16 protein-coding genes, 1 pseudogene and 1 riboswitch are annotated in these 14,540 nt (G+C 64.1%); of the genes and pseudogenes, 11 read left to right on the top strand and 6 right to left on the bottom strand.

Annotated features, from left to right (window positions below):
- The first annotated feature begins 77 nt into the window (after window positions 1-77).
- Window positions 78-686, top strand: a complete 609-nt coding sequence (locus LB564_RS12325) for a TetR/AcrR family transcriptional regulator (RefSeq protein WP_224537909.1) — start codon at window positions 78-80, stop codon at window positions 684-686.
- Window positions 687-776: 90 nt separating this feature from the next.
- Window positions 777-1,760 carry a hypothetical protein gene (locus LB564_RS12320; protein ID WP_224537905.1) on the top strand — a complete coding sequence of 328 codons (984 nt, stop codon included), beginning with the start codon at window positions 777-779 and terminating at the stop codon, window positions 1,758-1,760.
- 119 nt (window positions 1,761-1,879) lie between these two features.
- On the opposite strand, the pseudogene bluB reads toward LB564_RS12320, so the two are convergent.
- A pseudogene (gene bluB / locus LB564_RS12315) lies at window positions 1,880-2,494 on the bottom strand (5,6-dimethylbenzimidazole synthase); the annotation flags it as partial.
- 59 nt (window positions 2,495-2,553) lie between these two features.
- A riboswitch (cobalamin riboswitch) is annotated at window positions 2,554-2,742 on the bottom strand.
- Between the two features lie 119 nt (window positions 2,743-2,861).
- On the opposite strand from bluB, the gene LB564_RS12310 reads away from it, so the two are divergent.
- From LB564_RS12310 to LB564_RS12285, 6 genes are all read left to right on the top strand, one after another.
- On the top strand, window positions 2,862-3,788 hold the full coding sequence (locus tag LB564_RS12310; protein WP_224537903.1) for a histone deacetylase family protein: 927 nt from the start codon (window positions 2,862-2,864) through the stop codon (window positions 3,786-3,788).
- Between the two features lie 3 nt (window positions 3,789-3,791).
- A complete protein-coding gene (locus LB564_RS12305; protein WP_127280686.1) occupies window positions 3,792-4,043 on the top strand; it encodes an exodeoxyribonuclease VII small subunit in 252 nt (83 codons plus the stop codon).
- A 105-nt stretch (window positions 4,044-4,148) separates the two neighbouring features.
- The gene (locus LB564_RS12300; protein ID WP_140705800.1) at window positions 4,149-4,415 is read left to right on the top strand and encodes a DUF2277 domain-containing protein; all 267 of its coding nucleotides are present in this window, start codon (window positions 4,149-4,151) and stop codon (window positions 4,413-4,415) included.
- Window positions 4,416-4,445: 30 nt separating this feature from the next.
- A complete protein-coding gene (locus tag LB564_RS12295) occupies window positions 4,446-5,366 on the top strand; it encodes a pirin family protein (protein WP_224537900.1) in 921 nt (306 codons plus the stop codon).
- Window positions 5,367-5,464: 98 nt separating this feature from the next.
- Window positions 5,465-7,378, top strand: a complete 1,914-nt coding sequence (dxs, locus tag LB564_RS12290; protein ID WP_224537898.1) for a 1-deoxy-D-xylulose-5-phosphate synthase — start codon at window positions 5,465-5,467, stop codon at window positions 7,376-7,378.
- Between the two features lie 174 nt (window positions 7,379-7,552).
- A complete protein-coding gene (locus LB564_RS12285; protein ID WP_224537896.1) occupies window positions 7,553-7,846 on the top strand; it encodes a hypothetical protein in 294 nt (97 codons plus the stop codon).
- Here LB564_RS12285 and LB564_RS12280 read toward each other — a convergent pair.
- Window positions 7,843-8,244 carry a GFA family protein gene (locus LB564_RS12280; protein ID WP_140705806.1) on the bottom strand — a complete coding sequence of 134 codons (402 nt, stop codon included), beginning with the start codon at window positions 8,242-8,244 and terminating at the stop codon, window positions 7,843-7,845. The genes LB564_RS12285 and LB564_RS12280 overlap by 4 nt on opposite strands.
- Window positions 8,245-8,415: 171 nt before the next feature.
- Here LB564_RS12280 and LB564_RS12275 point away from each other — a divergent pair, with 171 nt between their 5' ends.
- The 3 genes from LB564_RS12275 (at window position 8,416) to LB564_RS31475 (ending at window position 10,686) form a co-directional block, all read left to right on the top strand.
- Entirely contained in the window at window positions 8,416-9,180 is a 765-nt protein-coding gene (locus tag LB564_RS12275) for a TlyA family RNA methyltransferase (RefSeq protein WP_224537895.1), read from the top strand.
- Complete coding sequence (locus tag LB564_RS12270) at window positions 9,177-10,418, top strand: class I SAM-dependent RNA methyltransferase (RefSeq protein ID WP_224537893.1); 1,242 nt, start codon at window positions 9,177-9,179, stop codon at window positions 10,416-10,418. Before LB564_RS12275 ends, LB564_RS12270 begins: the two co-directional genes overlap by 4 nt.
- 142 nt (window positions 10,419-10,560) lie before the next feature.
- Window positions 10,561-10,686, top strand: coding sequence for a hypothetical protein (locus LB564_RS31475; RefSeq protein ID WP_263491243.1), 126 nt, complete (start codon window positions 10,561-10,563; stop codon window positions 10,684-10,686).
- Window positions 10,687-10,911: 225 nt separating this feature from the next.
- Here the strand turns inward: LB564_RS31475 and LB564_RS12265 are convergent, their stop codons facing one another.
- The 4 genes from LB564_RS12265 to LB564_RS12250 form a co-directional block, all read right to left on the bottom strand.
- Entirely contained in the window at window positions 10,912-11,256 is a 345-nt protein-coding gene (locus tag LB564_RS12265; protein ID WP_224537890.1) for a hypothetical protein, read from the bottom strand.
- 156 nt (window positions 11,257-11,412) lie between these two features.
- Window positions 11,413-12,081, bottom strand: coding sequence for a transglutaminase-like cysteine peptidase (locus LB564_RS12260; RefSeq protein WP_181173675.1), 669 nt, complete (start codon window positions 12,079-12,081; stop codon window positions 11,413-11,415).
- A gap of 213 nt (window positions 12,082-12,294) precedes the next feature.
- Complete coding sequence (gene tldD, locus LB564_RS12255) at window positions 12,295-13,707, bottom strand: metalloprotease TldD (protein ID WP_140705814.1); 1,413 nt, start codon at window positions 13,705-13,707, stop codon at window positions 12,295-12,297.
- A 171-nt stretch (window positions 13,708-13,878) separates the two neighbouring features.
- Window positions 13,879-14,424, bottom strand: a complete 546-nt coding sequence (locus tag LB564_RS12250; RefSeq protein ID WP_140705816.1) for an invasion associated locus B family protein — start codon at window positions 14,422-14,424, stop codon at window positions 13,879-13,881.
- Between the last annotated feature and the right edge of the window lie 116 nt (window positions 14,425-14,540).

Below are 14,540 nucleotides of genomic sequence, written 5' to 3'. Positions count from 1 at the left end.
ATACGTATGAGTGTTAAATAGACCATACGTCGCGTATGTCAATTGGCATACGGAGCGTATGTGGATAGGACCAGAGCATGCACCGACCACGCAAGGAGATGATCGCCGAGACACGAGCCAAGCTGATCGCCGCGGCGCGTCAGGCTTTCGGCACTATCGGCTATTCCGAAGCGTCGATGGACGATTTCACCGCATCGGCCGGGCTGACTCGCGGCGCCCTCTATCATCACTTCGGCGACAAGAAGGGCCTGCTGGAGGCGGTTATCGCTGAAATCGACGCGGAAATGGCCGCCCGGGTGAATGAGGTTGCGTCAAGGGCGCCGACCCGCTGGCAGCATTTCGTCGACGAATGCACGACCTATATCGAAATGGCGCTGGAGCCGGAAATCCAGCGCATCATGTTCCGGGATGGCCCGGCCGTGCTGGGCGACCCGGCGCAATGGTCGAATGCCAGTGCATGTGTCGGTTCAATGACCGATCATCTAATCGCGCTGCAGGGGGAAGGGGTGGTCGTCCCCGGTGTCGACCCGGAGTCGGCAGCGCGGCTGATCAACGGGGCGAGCAGTCAGGCCGCGCAGCGCATCGCCAATGCGAAGGATCCCGAGGCGACGTCGAGGATGGTTGTGGCGGCGTTCAAGCAATTGCTCGAAGGCCTGCTGAAAAAGCCGCAAGCGCGGTCAAGCTGAACCGCCATGGCGGGACGCCACCGCCCGCAATTGACAACAGCCGGTTTGAGCGCATCCTCCCCCAGCCATCTCTGAGGGGGAGAATCGGGCATGTGGGATTTTGATATCGGCAGGTCGGTGTCCATCATGGTGCGGACCTGGCCCTTCATTGTCTTTCGCATGATCGTCTATTTCGGCATCACGCTGGCCTACATCATGGCCACCGGCACCGGTGCCTCGGTCGGTTATGGCGTCGGCCATATCTCCACCGATCCGGACGGCCCGTTGTCCTTTGCCCTGTGGGGCGGCGTGGTCGGCTTTGGCGTCGTCTCGATCGCCGTCTACTGGCTGCGCGAATACATCCTTTATGTCGTCAAGGCCGGCCACATCGCCGTCATGGTGCATCTCATCGACGGTCATGACGTTCCCGACGGCCAGAACCAGATCGCCTACGCAAAGCAGGTCGTGACCGAGCGTTTTGCCGAAGCGAACATCCTTTTCGTCGTCGACCAGCTGGTCAAGGGCGCCATCCGCGCCATCACCGGCCTGCTCGGCGGCGTCGCCCCCTTCCTGCCCATTCCTGGCCTCAGCGGCCTGGTCGCCTTCCTCAACACGGTGATCCGCCTGTCGCTGACCTATGTCGACGAGATCATCCTCGGCTACAACATTCGCATCAACTCGTCCTCGCCCTTCGAAACCGCGCGCCAAGGCGTCGTGCTCTACGCCCAGAACGGCAAGACCATGGTCAAGAACGCCGTCTGGCTAGCGGTCATCATGTGGGGCGTGTCGTTTGTGATCTTCCTGCTGATGCTGGCGCCGGCCGCCGCCATTCTCTACGTCATGCCCGGGCAACTCGCCGGTTGGGCCTTCGTGCTGGCCATCGTCTTTGCCTGGGCCTTCAAGGCGGCTTTCATCGAGCCCTTTGCCATCGCTTGCCTGATGCAGGTCTATTTCAAGACCATCGAAGGCCAGGTGCCCGATGCCGCCTGGGATGCCAGGCTGGCCGAAGCCTCGTCGAAGTTCAGGGAACTGAAGGACAAGGCGCTCTCCACCTTCGGCGGCTCGCGCTGGGGCACGGCCGGCGCGACGCGCTGATCGGCGGGACTCGCGGGCGCAATGTCGGGGATGTTGAGGCGCGCCACCGCCGATTTGAGCGGTGCCTCTCCCTGGCCGCAAAACGTCTCGCTCATGATCAGGTCGGGCAGCGGCAACCGTCGTCCCCAGCCATGCGTTTCAAGATCCGGTTTCGGTGCGAACTCCGAGACACGGCCCACGCAGAGATAGGCAATCGGCGTTACATGGTCGGGAATGGCCAGCAGCCGTTTCAGCGCCTCGGCCTCGATGATGCTGACCCAGCCGACGCCAACACCCTCGGCACGTGCCGCCAGCCAGAAATTCTGCACCGCGCAGACCGTGCTGAAGAGATCCATTTCCGGATTGTGCCATCGTCCAAGCGGCGAGCCTTTCGAGCGTTCGCGGTCGCAGGTGATGCAGATGTTGAGCGCGCTTTCGCAAATGCCTTCGAGCTTGAGCTTGCGGTAGAGCGCCCGCCTTTCTTTTTCGATCGCCGGCAATTCCTGTTCTCGTGCGGCCAGGAACAGGTCGCGCACCTCAGCCCGCCGCTGCCGGTCGCGGATGACGATGAAGTTCCAGGGCTGCATGAAGCCGACCGACGGGGCGTGATGGGCGGCAAGCAGCAACCGCGCCAGGACGTCGTCATCGATCGCCTCCGATGTAAAATGGCTGCGGACGTCGCGCCGCGTGAACATGGCGCGATAAACCGCGTCGCGCGCTTTCTGATCGAATCCGTCGCCGACAGGAGCGGTCATGGCTTCCGGCATCGCGTGTCCCCTTGCGATTGCAATCCCTGATATCCGCCTGACCATGCGGATATCGATGCCTGCCAGGCCGGTCTTCTGGCTCGGGATCAACCCGCCTCCGGTGCCTTCCCGTCATCGACAGTGGCATTTACCGGCGCGGTCCCCCTTACAGCGTTGGGCACGCCACGGAATTCAACCGTGTTCCCGATTCTCCCGCCACAAACAGACCGGCGGGCACCAGGCAGGTCCCCACCTTACGCCGAAGTGCCGGCGACGCCAATGCCCGTAGCGACACTACGAGACGCGGACGTGATTTTCCCCAGCGATCAAAGCGCGGCGCATGGTCATTGGGGCGCCGGGGCACTAGATAGGGGACATGGTCACCCGTCTCTATACACACCCGATCTTTCTCGAACACATCACCCCGCCCGGTCACCCCGAGCGGCCGGATCGCCTGCGCGCCATCGAGCGCGTGCTCGACGACGAAGCTTTCGCCGCGCTCGACCGGGTGCAGGCGCCGGAAGGTGACGAGGCGACCATCCTCTACGCGCATCCCGCCGATTTCGTCGCGCGTGTCCGCGCCGCCATCCCCGACGAGGGCATAGCCCGCATCGATGCCGACACCACCGCCAGCCCGAAAAGCTGGCAGGCGGTCATCACCGCGATCGGTGCCGCCAACGCCGCCGTCGACGACGTCTTCGCGGGCTGTGCCGACAATGTCTTCGTCGCGGCCCGACCGCCCGGCCATCACGCCGAAAAGACCACGGCGATGGGCTTCTGCTTCTTCAACACAGCGGCGATCGCTGCCCGCTATGCGCAGAAGAAGCATGGCGCCGAACGTGTCGCCGTCGTCGACTGGGACGTGCATCACGGCAACGGCACGCAGGATATTTTCTGGGACGACCCCTCGGTGCTCTATTGCTCGACGCACCAGATGCCGCTCTACCCCGGCACCGGCGCGAAGACCGAGACCGGCGCCGGGAACATCGTCAACGCGCCACTGGCGCCGCAAACCGGCAGCGAGGTGTTTCGCGACGCCTTCCTGTCGCGCGTGCTGCCGTCGATCGACAATTTCGCGCCCGACCTGATCATCATTTCGGCCGGCTTCGACGCGCATCATCGCGATCCCCTGGCCGAGATCAATCTGACCGAGGACGATTTCGACTGGGCGACGGGCCAGCTCATGCAGCGCGCCGCTCGCCACAGCGGCAACCGGCTCGTCAGCCTGCTCGAGGGCGGCTACGATCTGCAGGGATTGGCATTTTCGGTCGCCGCCCATGTCGGGCGACTGATGAAAGGATGAATGATGAGCGGTGAGATCAACGAAGACGTCAAGGCGATGAGCTTCGAACAGGCGCTCGACGCGCTGGAGAAGATCGTCGATGATCTGGAGCGTGGCGATGTGCCGCTCGACCAGTCGATCCGCATCTACGAGCGCGGTGAGGCGCTGAAGGCGCATTGCGACCGACTGCTGAAGGCTGCCGAGGACAAGGTCGAGAAGATCAGGCTGTCACGCGACGGCAAGCCGGTCGGAACCGAGCCGCTCGACGCGGACTGAGGCCGGTCGCCAACGACGCGCTTGCCTCACCGGCTTTTGGACACGATCATGAATGAGGATAAGGCTCGTCCCGATTGAAAAGGCTCCAGAGGAGGTTTGGAAACGATGTGCAGAAACATCAAGACCCTGTTCAATTTTGATCCGCCGGCAACCAATGACGAAGTCCGCGACGCGGCGCTCCAGTTTGTCCGCAAGCTGAGCGGGACGACGCGGCCGTCCGCCAAGAACCAGCATGCGTTCGATCACGCGGTCGAGGCTATCGCGGCGGCGGCACGCGAGCTGCTTGATACGCTCGAGACCCACCAGCATCCGCGCAACCGGGAAGAGGTGGCGGCCAAATTGCGGGCGAAGGCGGCTATCCGGTTTGCCTGACGCGGCCAAGGCCGCTGACAAGGAGAGTTCATGAGCTTCTTTCCCGGTAAAGATCCTGAAGCCGGTGATGCCTTTGCCAGCGACCAGATCGAGCTGATGGTCATCCCCAACGCCAAGGATATTGGCGGCTTCGAGGTGCGCCGCGCCTTGCCGACCGCCAAGAGAAGGCTGGTCGGGCCATTCATCTTTTTCGACCGCATGGGCCCGGCCATCCTGCGGGCGGGCCAGGCGCTCGATGTCCGTCCGCATCCGCATATCGGCCTCTCGACCGTGACCTATCTGTTCGACGGCAGGATCAGGCACCGCGATTCGCTCGGCACCGAAATGGTCATCGAGCCCGGTGACGTGAACCTGATGACGGCTGGTCGCGGCATCGTCCATTCCGAGCGAACGCCGCAGGAACTGCGCGGCGCGCCAATGTCGATCTCCGGCCTGCAGACCTGGCTGGCGCTGCCCGACGGCAAGGAAGAGGTCGCACCGGTGTTCGAGAACACCGCTGCGCTTCGACTTCCCGAAATCGACGCCGAAGGCGTCAGCGGCCGCGTCGTCATCGGCGATTTCCAGGGGTTGCGGTCTCCGGTGCGGGCGGATTCCGAAACGCTCTACGCCGATTTGCGGCTGGCGCCCGACGCGAGCGTCAAAATCCCGGCCGACGCCGAAGAGCGCGCCATCTATACGCTGGAGGGCGAGGTCTCGATTTCGGGCGACGTCTTTCCGTCGGAACGGCTGCTGGTGTTCCGCCCCGGCGACGAGATCGTCATATCATCGCTGACCGGGGCGCATTTCATGCTGTTCGGCGGCGCCTCGCTCGGTTCGAAGCGCTACATCTGGTGGAATTTCGTTTCCTCGTCCAAGGAGCGCATCGAGCAGGCCAAGCAGGAATGGAAGACCGGCCGCTTCGATATCGTTCCTGGCGACGAGCAGGAGTTCATTCCGCTGCCGGAAGGCTGAGCGGGTCGGTGAGAGGCTGACGGTCCGCGTCACCGACTCGCATTTACTTTCGCCGGACGGCGGCCTATCCCGCCGATGAACAGAAAGCCAGAGCACCCGTGAACGCAACGCCGCATACGCCGCTTCTCGACAAGGTCCGCGTGCCGGCCGACCTGCGCACGCTGGCCGAGGGCGAATTGCCGCAACTGGCATCCGAGCTTCGGGCCGAACTGGTCGACGCGGTCTCCCGCACCGGCGGCCATCTGGGTGCCGGCCTCGGCGTGGTCGAACTTACGGTGGCGCTGCATTATGTCTTCAACACGCCCGACGACCGGCTGATCTGGGATGTCGGCCACCAGGCCTATCCGCACAAGATCCTGACCGGCCGGCGGGACCGGATCCGCACCTTGCGCCAGGAAGGTGGCCTGTCGGGCTTCACTCGCCGCGCCGAAAGTGAGTACGACCCCTTCGGCGCTGCCCACTCTTCGACATCAATATCGGCGGGGTTGGGCATGGCCGCCGCCCGAGACCTCTCCGGCGGCCGCAACAATGTCATCGCCGTCATCGGCGATGGCGCCATGTCGGCCGGCATGGCCTATGAAGCGATGAACAATGCCGGCGCGCTCGATGCCAGGCTCATCGTCATCCTCAACGACAATGACATGTCGATCGCCCCACCGACCGGCGCCATGAGCGCCTATCTGGCGCGGCTCGCCTCCGGCAAGGCCTATGTCGGCCTGCGCGATTTCGGCAAGAAGCTGACCTCTTATCTCGGCAAGCGCGCCGATCGCGCCATCACCCGGGCGGTCGAGCATGCGCGCGGTTACGTCACCGGCGGCACTTTATTCGAGGAACTCGGCTTCTACCATATCGGCCCGATCGACGGGCACAATCTGGAGCACCTGATCCCGGTGCTGAAGAACGTTCGCGACAACGGCAAGGGCCCCGTCCTGATCCATGTCGTCACCCAGAAGGGCAAGGGCTATGCGCCGGCGGAAGCCGCCGCCGACAAATACCACGGTGTCAACAAGTTCGACGTCATCACCGGCGCGCAGGCCAAGGCGCCGGCCAATGCTCCCGGCTACACCAAGGTGTTCGCCGAAAGCCTGATCCAGGAGGGCCGCGAGGACGACCGCATCGTGGCCGTCACCGCCGCCATGCCGACCGGTACCGGCCTCGACCTGTTCGGCGAGGTGTTTCCGACCAGAACCTTCGATGTCGGCATCGCCGAACAGCATGCTGTGACCTTCGCCGCAGGTCTGGCGACGGAAGGCTATAAGCCCTTCGCGGCGATCTATTCGACCTTCCTGCAGCGCGCCTACGACCAGGTCGTCCATGACGTCGCGATCCAGAAACTGCCGGTGCGTTTCCCCATCGACCGCGCCGGCTTCGTCGGCGCCGACGGTGCCACCCATTGCGGCGCCTTCGACACCACCTTCCTGGCTAGCCTGCCGGGCTTCGTCGTTATGGCTGCGGCCGACGAGGCGGAACTGCGCCACATGGTGCGCACCGCCGCCAGCTATGACGACGGGCCGATCGCCTTCCGCTATCCGCGCGGCAATGGCGTCGGCGTCGACATGCCGGAGCGTGGCGTCATGCTCGAGATCGGCAAGGGCCGCATCGTCAGGGAGGGCACCAAGGTGGCGCTTCTGTCCTTCGGCACGCGCCTGCAGGATTGTCTTGTCGCGGCGGAAGAACTCGGCGCGGCCGGTCTTTCCACCACCGTCGCCGATGCCCGCTTCGCCAAGCCGCTCGATGAGGACCTGATCCGCCGGCTGGCCCGCTCGCACGAGGTGCTGGTGACAGTCGAGGAGGGCGCCATAGGCGGCTTCGCCAGCCATGTGCTGCAGTTCCTCGCCCATCAAGGACTGCTGGAAAGTGGTCTCAAAGTGCGGCCGCTGGTCCTGCCCGACGTCTTCACCGACCATGCCAAGCCGGAAAAGATGTATGCCGATGCCGGGCTCGACGCCGCCGGCATCGTGCGCACCGTTTTCACTGCGCTCGGCCACACGGCCCGCGCGCAGCGCGCTTGAATCAAAATCGTGCCCAGCGCGCCTGAATCAAAATCTGAACGGCTTGAATCAGTTTGCCGGCTTGATTTCGTAACGCACTATTAACGCTGCCGTTTGGCGTTTCGCTTACCCTGTCCCTTGGCCGTTTTTCAACGGCGCCCTGCTAGATCACGGCCAGGCAGGGAGACAAAACCAATGAAGATGCTTTTGTGCGGCGGGGCACTTTTGGCCGTGATGGTCGTGCCTAGCGCCGCCGAAACGACCTACGACCGCAATCTTGAAAAGGCCGCGGTGGGCATCGTCGCCGGCAAGATGGGCGATATCCGCGGCGGCTTTTCCTTCAGGCAGGTGCCGAAGTTCGTCGTCGTGCCGGACACCGCACCTCGGCCCGCCGTTACGACCGAGCGTCCGCGCGAACAGGCTTCGGGCAACAGGGACGATGGTTTGTCCCCAGCTGTCGAACGCCAGGGTTTACGCACGATCTTCTAGAACCACATATCGCGTACGCAGCGACCATCGCGTGGCAGATCGTCGTAGGAGTCGAGGCCATCGAAATGGTCGATCGGCAGATCGGCGACGGCTTCGGGCGGCGCCAGCCGGACGTTGACGGCCATGCGTCTTCGGCCCGAGGCGCTGGCGCGCAGTCCGCGCCAGCCGAGCACGCAGGCGCATGTCGGGCAGAACAGGATTTCCAGCGACGGATCGTCCTTTCCAGCGCGCGTGTAGCTGGCCGTCGGCCCCGAAACGCGAATGCGTTCGTCGACATAATCATAGGCCCAGAGCGTGCCATAGCGGCGGCAAAGCGTGCAGTTGCAGGCAGTCACCGGACCCGGATCGCCTTCCAGGGTCCAGTGGGCCGCGCCGCAGTGACAGGTTCCCGTCAGCATTCGTTCTCCTCGGGTTCGACGATGGAGGCTCTCCTCGACGACCATTTTGCCGGATCTGACGCGATGCGCGCAAGCCGCGCCAAGCTCGCTGCTCCAGCCGTTCACGTCCGACGTCACCTTGTTCCGTGTAATGTCCTTGCCTTCATCGCGGGCTTTCGTCAGAGAAGGCCGATGAATTCACCTCTGCCAGCCAGCACACGCCAGCGGCTCGACGACCTGCTCGTCCAGCGTGGGCTGTTTGCCAGCCGCTCGCGCGCTCGCGACGCGGTCGAGCGCGGCACGGTGACGGTCGACGGCGCGATTGCCCGCAAACCCGGCCAGAACGTTTCGCCGCAATCCCTTGTTGTCATCGACGATCCGGCGCAAGGCTATGTCTCGCGCGCGGCGCTCAAACTGATCGGCGGGCTAGACCATTTCGGCCTCGACCCCGCAGGCCGCGAAGCCCTCGACATCGGCGCCTCGACAGGCGGGTTCACACAGGTGTTGCTCGAACGCGGCGCGTCCCATGTCACGGCCATCGATGTCGGCCACGGCCAGATGCATCCCGATGTCGGCGGTGATCCGCGCGTAACGGTGATCGAAGGGCTGAATGCCCGCGATCTGACAATCGCCGATCTTGGTGGCCGAAGCCCGGATTTCATCGTTTCCGATGTCAGCTTCATCTCGCTGAAACTGGCGCTGCCGCCGGCACTTGCTCTCGCGAAGCCCGGTGCCGGGGCGATCTTTCTGGTTAAACCGCAATTCGAGGCCGGCCGCGAGGCGATCGGCAAGGGCGGCCTGTTGAAAGATCCCTTCGATGCCGCCCGTGTCGCCGGCCTGCTGCGGGATTGGCTGGATGCCGTTGCCGGCTGGCGCTCGCTCGGCCTGCATCTGTCGCCCATCGAAGGTGGCGACGGCAATCGCGAATTCCTGCTCGGTGGGGTCAAGGATCGATGAGCACGCGCTTCACCATCAGGAAACTCGGCGCTCAAGGCGACGGCATCGCCGAAACCGAAAACGGCGATCTGTTCATTCCCTTCACGCTGCCCGGCGAGACGATCACCGCCGCACGCGAACGGGATCGCGCCACGCTGATGGCGGTGCTGGAGGCTTCGCCGCTGCGCATCGAACCCGCCTGCCGCCATTTCACCGAATGCGGCGGCTGCGCTCTCCAGCATCTGGAAGACGAGGCTTACCGCCAGTGGAAGCGCGAGAAGGTGGTGCATGCGTTGAAGGGCAAGGGGATCGATTGCAACATCGGCGCGTTGGTTGCCTGTGCGCCGCACTCGCGGCGCCGTGTCGTGCTTGCCGCCCGGCGCGCCGATGCGGGCATGCTGCTCGGCTTCAATCGCCATCTGTCGCCGGAAATCATCTCGATATCCGAATGTCCGATCTCGCTGCCCGAGATCGTCGCCGCGCTCGGCCCGTTGAAAGCGCTGGCAGAATTGATATGCGCCACCACCAAATCGTTCCGGATGGCGGTCACCGTGACGGGTTCCGGCCTCGACATCGCGGTGCATGACTCCGGCAAGCTCGGCGAACACCAGCGCCGCATCGCCTCCAATTTTGTCCTTGCGCAGGGCTTTGCCAGACTGTCCATCGACGACGAGATCGTCATCGAGCCAAGAAAACCCGTGGTCATGTTCGGCAGCGTCGCGGTCGCCGTGCCGCCGGGCGCCTTCGTTCAGGCGACCGAGGCGGCCGAACAGACCATGGCCGAGATCGTCGGCGGACATCTATCGCGGGCCAAGAAGGTCGCCGATCTCTTTGCCGGTTGCGGCAGCTTTGCCTTGCGGCTGGCCGCGAAATCGGAAGTCCATGCGGTCGAGGGCGATGCGGCCGCACTGTCGGCGCTCGACCGGGGGTCGCGCTTCGCCACCGGGCTCAAGCGGGTGACGGGCGAGCGCCGCGACCTGTTTCGCCGACCGCTGACCTTCAAGGAGTTGAATCTCTTCGACGGGCTTGTCTTTGATCCGCCGCGCGCCGGCGCCGAGGATCAGTCGAAGCAGATCGCCCGCTCGGATGTCCCGCTCGTTGCCGCGGTGTCCTGCAACCCGGTGACGCTGGCTCGCGACCTGCGCATCCTTATCGATGGCGGCTACACGCTGAAGAGCGTGACGCCGATCGACCAGTTCCTGTGGTCGCCGCATGTCGAGGCCGTCGCCCTGCTGGAAAAGCCCAGGCGGAGGCGCTGACATCCGATCACATTCAGTTGAGACCGGGCAATCCGGCCCATCCCGTCCGAAACGCGCCGGAATGATGCCGCAAAGCCGCCTTGTTGCGCCAGCCTAGTCGGGCGGTCCTGCGGGGGATGTCTCGGTTTGAGGGCTGATCGCAATGCGGATCGCCTCGAAATTCCTCGGCTTTTTCCTAGCTCTCTCGCTCTTCGCAGTCGGCTCGACGGCCGGGGCGCTGGCGCAGGGCGAAAAACGCCTCGCCTTCGTCATAGGCAACGCCGCCTAGCCATCGGGGACGTTGACCATAGCGGCCAATGATGCCGGCCTGATTGCGCAGACGTTGCAGGCAGCAGCAGCGCGAGCCAGGCAAGAAGCCGCCCTGCGGACATCCCAATGAGCCGGCCTGCAAGAGGTAACACGGGTCGAACCCTGACCGTGCCGCGCGACACACGCTCACATCACAACTGCGTGGTCGGCCGTGGTCTTGATTGCTCGGCCCGTTGGCCTGCTGTTACCAGTCGATGCCGGGCGGGGCGCTCAAGGGAGTGACCATGATGAGGATTGCAAGCGTTCTGACCTCCATCGCCGTAGCCGGGTTCATCGCGACGGGAGCAGCCGCGGCGGCGACCACGGCCGCCACCACGACCACAACGGCGCCGGCCGCCACCACGGCCGCCCCCGCGAAGAATGCGAAGACGACCGCGATGACGCCTGAGAAAACCGCGATTTCGAAGCAATGTTCAGCACTTGCGGATGCCCAGAAACTGCACGGCAAGGCACGTGAGAAATTCCGCGCCGATTGCAAGAAGAACGGCGGCAAAGCCACCTGACCGGCCGCCTTCGCGGCCGAGGTCATTGCCAGCCTGCCCTGCTGGGGCAGGCTGGTGGCATTTCGGAAAAATATAAACCAGTTTTCGTCTGAAGCCGTGTCCACCCTGGACAGATCAAGCGCGGATGAGACGGTTGCGGAACCCGCTCTCGACTGTCGGAACTCGCCGCGGTTCTGACCGGCTCAGTCCACGAGCTTTGCAACAGTCTTGGAGGTTCTCGGCGTGCCGCCTCGCTGGTTGACCGACAGCCAGATATTCGGATTCTGCTGCGACTGACGTTTCAGGAAATAGTAGCCGGTCGCGTTCCATGGCCTGATTTCGTCGACCAAATTGTCGAGGACGAGATCGCCTTTGTCGGTTTTCACCGTCAGGACGGTGTGGCCTTCATTGTTGAGGTCGCGCACGACCGTCATCAGCAGCGCCTGCCGGGGAAAGCCAGCCTCCTGAAGGAGCTTGCGTTTGTAGAGTGCGTAGATCTTGCAGTCGCCTTTCCCGTCGACCGGGTAGTCCCAATGGTCCGCCATCGTGCCCCAGTGGTCGAAATTGCTGACGGGTTTGATGGAACTGTTCGCCTTCTGATTTATCCGCTTCAGGATGCGGAGGTTCCGCGCCGTCAGCTTGACGTTCGCGGCCGGCAGAGCGGGCACCTTGCACTCTTTGGGTCGGCGATGACAGAAATCGACCCAACCGTAGGGGACGCTGGTGCTTCCGCCGACGGCGGCGGCGGAAGATTGCGTCGATCGCGCCTTGAACCATGTCGACTGTGCTGCCGCCGGACCGGCTTGCAGCGCCGTCGCGCCAATCAACGAAACGAAGCCAAGCACGAAAGACGAAGTCAGGACGGGCCGCATTGCCAAAACCACCACCGCAACGAGGAGCTGGTGCTGCGTCCGTGCGCAAAAGGCAGCCCAGGCAGTCAGAGACTTAACAATTTCATAATCTGGATTGTGTCCACTTCAAGGTCCCGGCCGAAATACGGGCTGGAAACGCCAGCATCTCCCCTCGCAACGCAGCACGCGTCGCGCGCTGTTCCATCCGGAAACATCACGTGGCGGCACCGAGCCTCAAACCCGGGTGCCGCCGATCGTCATCTGGTTCATCCTCAGATGCGGCTGGCCGACGCCCACGGGCACGCCCTGGCCGGCCTTGCCGCACATGCCGATACCGTTGTCGAGCTTCATGTCGTTGCCGACCATCGAGACGCGGTGCATCGCGTCCGGTCCGTTGCCGATCAGCATCGCGCCCTTGATCGGCTGCGTCACCTTGCCGTTCTCGATCATGTAGGCCTCGGTGCAGCCGAACACGAACTTGCCCGACGTGATGTCGACCTGGCCGCCGCCGAAGGAGACGGCGTAGATGCCGTTCTTGACCGAAGCGATGATTTCGTCCGGCTCCATGTCGCCCGAGGTCATGTAGGTGTTGGTCATGCGCGGCATCGGCTGATGCGCATAGCCTTCGCGCCGGCCGTTGCCGGTGGCTTTCATGCCCATCAGCCGGGCATTCTGCCGGTCCTGCATGTAGCCCACCAGCTTGCCGTCCTCGATCAGCACATTGCGGGCCGAAGGCGTGCCTTCATCGTCGACGGTGAGTGAGCCGCGCCGCTCGGGGATGGTACCGTCGTCGACGACGGTCACGCCCTTGGCGGCTACCTGCTGCCCCATCAGGCCGGCGAAGGCCGATGTCTTCTTGCGGTTGAAATCGCCTTCAAGGCCGTGGCCGACCGCTTCATGCAGCATCACACCCGGCCAGCCGCTGGACAGCACGATGTCGAAAGTGCCGGCCGGAGCCGGGATCGCCTGCAGATTGACCAGCGCTTGCCGGAGTGCCTCCTTGGCGGCGTGCTTCCAGCTATCCTCGATCAGGAAGTCGCCGAACGCTTTGCGCCCACCCATGCCATAGGAGCCGCTCTCCTGGCGGTCGCCGTCACCGACGATGACCGAGACGTTGACGCGGACCATCGGCCTGATATCGCGCACCACCTGGCCATCGGCACGCACGATCTCGACATGCTGCCAGGACGCGGCGATCGAGGCGGTCACCTGGCGCACGCGTGGATCCTCGGCGCGCAGCCAGGCATCGATTTCCTGCAGCAGCTTGGCCTTGGCCTCGAAGGAGGGCGAGGGGATCGGGTTCTCGTCGCCGTAGAGATGGCGGTTGGTGCGGGCGGGCGCGGCGGCTAGCGTACCGGAATAGCCGCCCTTGACGGTCGAGACGGCGTCGGCCGCGCGCAGCAGCGAGGCCTCGGACAGGTCGCTCGAATGGGCGTAGCCGCTGGCTTCGCCGGCGACGGCGCGCAGCCCAAAGCCCTGGTCGGTGTTGAAATTGGCGGTCTTGAGCCGGCCATTGTCGAACATCAGCGCTTCGCTCTCGCTGTATTCGAGGAAAAGCTCGCCGTCGTCGGCACCCTTGATGGTGTCGGCGACGATCTGCTTGATGCGGTCGTCTGAAATGTCGAATTGGCCGATCAGGCTGTTCATGGCGCGTCCGTCCGTGGGATGATTGCTTTCCCCCGATGTAGGCGTGAAGCCGCGCCCGCACAATCGGCAATGGAGATCAGCGCCGACGAATGACACCGTCCACTGAGCACAAGGCATGCGTCTGGGGTCGGCAAAAGCCGGGTCCAGGCCCGGTTCAGCGCGAAGCCGCGATCAGGGCAGGGCGGCGAAGCCTTCGGCGAAACCCTTGAGGTCGACGGGAATGCCGATACCCTCTTCCGGGGTCTGGAAGACGATGAAGGTCGCCGACGTGCCGGTCTTCAGCGTGTCGAGCAGCGGCTTTTCGAGAATGACCTCGGCATAGCAGCCGTCCTGGAAGCAGCGCACGAAATAGGCGCGGCCGATGTCCTTGCCATCGACGTTGAGGCCAAGCCCGTTCGGCAGCAGCACGCCGAGCGGCGCCAGCACGCGCAGGATCTCGGCCTTGTTGTCGGCGGTGCGCAGCACGACGACCGAAAGCCCCATCTCCGGGCGGTCCTCGGCGACGACGTTCTGCATCATCACGCATTGTTCCGAAGTGGCGCCGGCCGGCGTGTCGCAGATGATCGACCACGCGCCATGCGTCGACTTGACCGTGCCGCTCGGCTGGGCGGCATTGGCCTGGCCGGTGACGGACAGGCCGGCACAGGAGACGGCGGCGAGAACGGCGATCTTCGCCAAGGTTCTCGAAAGCCCGGTTCTCGACAGCCAAGAGTTCATAACCGCTCCATTGCGAATCACGGCACTTTAAGCCGCGCCAAAGCCAAGTAAAGGACGAGACGACGGCTTGGCTGTCCCGAAAAAGCCAATAGCGCGCTTTTCCCTGCCAATTTCGC

The sequence above is a fragment of the Mesorhizobium sp. ES1-6 genome, assembly GCF_020164775.1.
Classification (GTDB): domain Bacteria; phylum Pseudomonadota; class Alphaproteobacteria; order Rhizobiales; family Rhizobiaceae; genus Mesorhizobium.
The sequence above is the reverse complement of the archived record's forward strand: the minus strand, read 5'-3'. Positions and strand labels throughout refer to the sequence as shown.

Excerpts from the sequence above, each read along its gene's own strand:
- LB564_RS12325 (WP_224537909.1), top strand. The coding sequence starts at position 78 with ATGCACCGACCACGCAAGGAGATGATCGCCGAGACACGAGCCAAGCTG.
- LB564_RS12320 (WP_224537905.1), top strand. The coding sequence starts at position 777 with ATGTGGGATTTTGATATCGGCAGGTCGGTGTCCATCATGGTGCGGACC.
- LB564_RS12310 (WP_224537903.1), top strand. The coding sequence starts at position 2,862 with ATGGTCACCCGTCTCTATACACACCCGATCTTTCTCGAACACATCACC.
- LB564_RS12305 (WP_127280686.1), top strand. The coding sequence starts at position 3,792 with ATGAGCGGTGAGATCAACGAAGACGTCAAGGCGATGAGCTTCGAACAG.
- LB564_RS12300 (WP_140705800.1), top strand. The coding sequence starts at position 4,149 with ATGTGCAGAAACATCAAGACCCTGTTCAATTTTGATCCGCCGGCAACC.
- LB564_RS12295 (WP_224537900.1), top strand. The coding sequence starts at position 4,446 with ATGAGCTTCTTTCCCGGTAAAGATCCTGAAGCCGGTGATGCCTTTGCC.
- LB564_RS12285 (WP_224537896.1), top strand. The coding sequence starts at position 7,553 with ATGAAGATGCTTTTGTGCGGCGGGGCACTTTTGGCCGTGATGGTCGTG.
- LB564_RS12280 (WP_140705806.1), bottom strand. The coding sequence starts at position 8,244 with ATGCTGACGGGAACCTGTCACTGCGGCGCGGCCCACTGGACCCTGGAA.
- LB564_RS12275 (WP_224537895.1), top strand. The coding sequence starts at position 8,416 with ATGAATTCACCTCTGCCAGCCAGCACACGCCAGCGGCTCGACGACCTG.
- LB564_RS12270 (WP_224537893.1), top strand. The coding sequence starts at position 9,177 with ATGAGCACGCGCTTCACCATCAGGAAACTCGGCGCTCAAGGCGACGGC.
- LB564_RS31475 (WP_263491243.1), top strand. The coding sequence starts at position 10,561 with ATGCGGATCGCCTCGAAATTCCTCGGCTTTTTCCTAGCTCTCTCGCTC.
- LB564_RS12265 (WP_224537890.1), bottom strand. The coding sequence starts at position 11,256 with ATGACCTCGGCCGCGAAGGCGGCCGGTCAGGTGGCTTTGCCGCCGTTC.
- LB564_RS12260 (WP_181173675.1), bottom strand. The coding sequence starts at position 12,081 with ATGCGGCCCGTCCTGACTTCGTCTTTCGTGCTTGGCTTCGTTTCGTTG.
- tldD (WP_140705814.1), bottom strand. The coding sequence starts at position 13,707 with ATGAACAGCCTGATCGGCCAATTCGACATTTCAGACGACCGCATCAAG.
- LB564_RS12250 (WP_140705816.1), bottom strand. The coding sequence starts at position 14,424 with ATGAACTCTTGGCTGTCGAGAACCGGGCTTTCGAGAACCTTGGCGAAG.